At 69.8% G+C, this 1,965-nt stretch carries 2 protein-coding genes; both read left to right on the top strand.

The annotated features are described in order from the left end of the window. Window positions 1-930, top strand: a 930-nt coding sequence (locus EEJ42_RS31840) for an ABC transporter permease (RefSeq protein WP_246097528.1), incomplete at its 5' end; no start/stop codon positions are given. 36 nt (window positions 931-966) lie between these two features. Beyond that, window positions 967-1,914 carry an ACP S-malonyltransferase gene (locus EEJ42_RS31835; protein WP_123105353.1) on the top strand — a complete coding sequence of 316 codons (948 nt, stop codon included), beginning with the start codon at window positions 967-969 and terminating at the stop codon, window positions 1,912-1,914. Window positions 1,915-1,965: the final 51 nt, after the last annotated feature.

Below are 1,965 nucleotides of genomic sequence, written 5' to 3'. Positions count from 1 at the left end.
CTCGCCGTACGGGAGCCCGCCGCCGCCCCGGCTCCCGCGGGCGCCGCCGCGACGGCCGTCGCCGTCCCCGAACCGGCCGCCGGGCCGTCCACGGAGATCGTTCCCGCGCGGTCCGCGAAGGGCTCCGGCGGGCGTCACCGGCGCCGCGCCAACCGGTGGCGGACGTTCTTCTTCATCCTGTGGCGGGACATCTTCGTCACCGGCCGCGAGATGGGCCCGTTCCTGGGCCAGGTCATCGTGGAGCCGTTCTTCATGCTGTTCGTCTTCGGCAAGGTGCTCGGCGAGATCGGCTTCACCCAGCCCGGGTTCCAGCAGGTGCTGCTGCCCGGTGTGGTGGCGCTCAACAGCTTCCTGGTCGCCCTCCAGAACACCGCGCTGCCGCTGGCCATCGACTTCTCGTGGACCAAGGAGATCGAGGACCGGCTGCTCGCGCCCATCCCGGTCTCCCTGGTCGCGGTGGAGAAGGCGGTCTTCGGCGCGATGCGCGGTCTGATCGGCTCCCTGGTCATGATCCCGATCGGTCTGGCGCTGCTGGACGACGTCTCCTGGCCGATGTCCAAGATGCCGGAGACGCTGGGCATCCTCAGCCTCGGCGGGCTGGTCGGCGGCTGCGTCGGCCTCACCCTGGGCACCCTGGCGCCCGCGCGTCACATCTCCATCGTCTTCGCCATGACGCTCACCCCGATCATGTTCACCGGGGCCACGCAGTTCCCGTGGCGGAGCCTGGACGGCGTCCGCTGGTTCCAGATCCTGTGCACGTTCAACCCGCTGACCTACATCACCGAGGCGATGCGCGGGCTGCTGCTGACCCCCGGGCCGAAGACCCCGGAGTCGATCCCGCTGTGGATCTGCTTCTCCGCCATCGGGGCGGCCATCCTGATCTACGGGTTCATCGGCATCCGCGGCTTCAACCGCCGGGCGCAGGACTGAGCGCCGACCGTACCGAGAACGAAGGCACCACACACCATGACGGCATCCGAGCCATCCGAGCAGGCCAAGAAGGCCATCGTCTTCCCGGGCATGGGGCCCTCCAGCTTCGCCGAGGTGGGCAGGTTCCTCACCCTGGACCCGTTCGCCCGGAAGCGGCTGGCCGAGGCCGACGAGGCCCTCGGCTACTCGGTCTTCGACCGGCTCCGCGACTCGGAGGACGACTACTCCGAGGCGACCCAGATAGCCTTCCTGGTCAACTCGATGGCGTCCGCGGACCGGGCCGAGGAGGTGCACGGTCTCGTCCCGGACCTGTGCGTGGGCCCCAGCTTCGGGCAGAAGGCGGCCGCCGCGTACGTCGGTTCGCTGCCCTTCCCCGAGGTGGTGCGGCTCACCGCGGAGCTGGCGCGCTGTGAGCACGCGTACTTCGAGGAGGAGTACCAGGACGCGGTCACCCACACCTTCGTCCGCACCCCGCAGGAGAAGCTGACCGGGATCCTCGACGAACTCGGCGAGCGCGGCGAGTGGTACGACTACTCCGGCTACCTCGACGACGGCTTCTTCATGGTGTCGCTGCGCGAGAAGGAGCTGGACGGCTTCAAGCAGAGCATCAGCCAGGCCGGCGGGTACTCCATGTACACCATGGTCCCGGCGGTGCACGCGCCCGCGTTCGCGGAGCTGCGGCGCCGGGCCGCGGAGGAGATCCTGCCCCGTTACGAGATCCTCGACCCGAAGCTGCCCGTGGTCACCGACCAGGACGGCTCGCTCGTGACGACGGCCGACGAGCTGCGCACGATGCTGCTGGACACCTTCGACCTGCCGATCCACTGGCCCAAGGTCGTGGACGCGCTGAAGGGGGCCGGGGTGTCCACGATGTACATCACCGGCCCGGACAACCTCTTCCACCGGCTGGACCGCACCAAGTCCAACTTCGAGGTCGTGACGGTGGGCCCGGGCAAGCGGCAGCGCCCGCCGCGCAAGCGCTGACAGCGCGAGAACGTCAACGGGCCGGGCCCCGCACCCCTTCAGGGTGCGGGG

This window comes from Streptomyces botrytidirepellens, from assembly GCF_003721215.1.
GTDB classification, from domain to species: Bacteria; Actinomycetota; Actinomycetes; order Streptomycetales; family Streptomycetaceae; genus Streptomyces; species Streptomyces himastatinicus.
The sequence above is the reverse complement of the archived record's forward strand: the minus strand, read 5'-3'. Positions and strand labels throughout refer to the sequence as shown.

Excerpts from the sequence above, each read along its gene's own strand:
- EEJ42_RS31835 (WP_123105353.1), top strand. The coding sequence starts at position 967 with ATGACGGCATCCGAGCCATCCGAGCAGGCCAAGAAGGCCATCGTCTTC.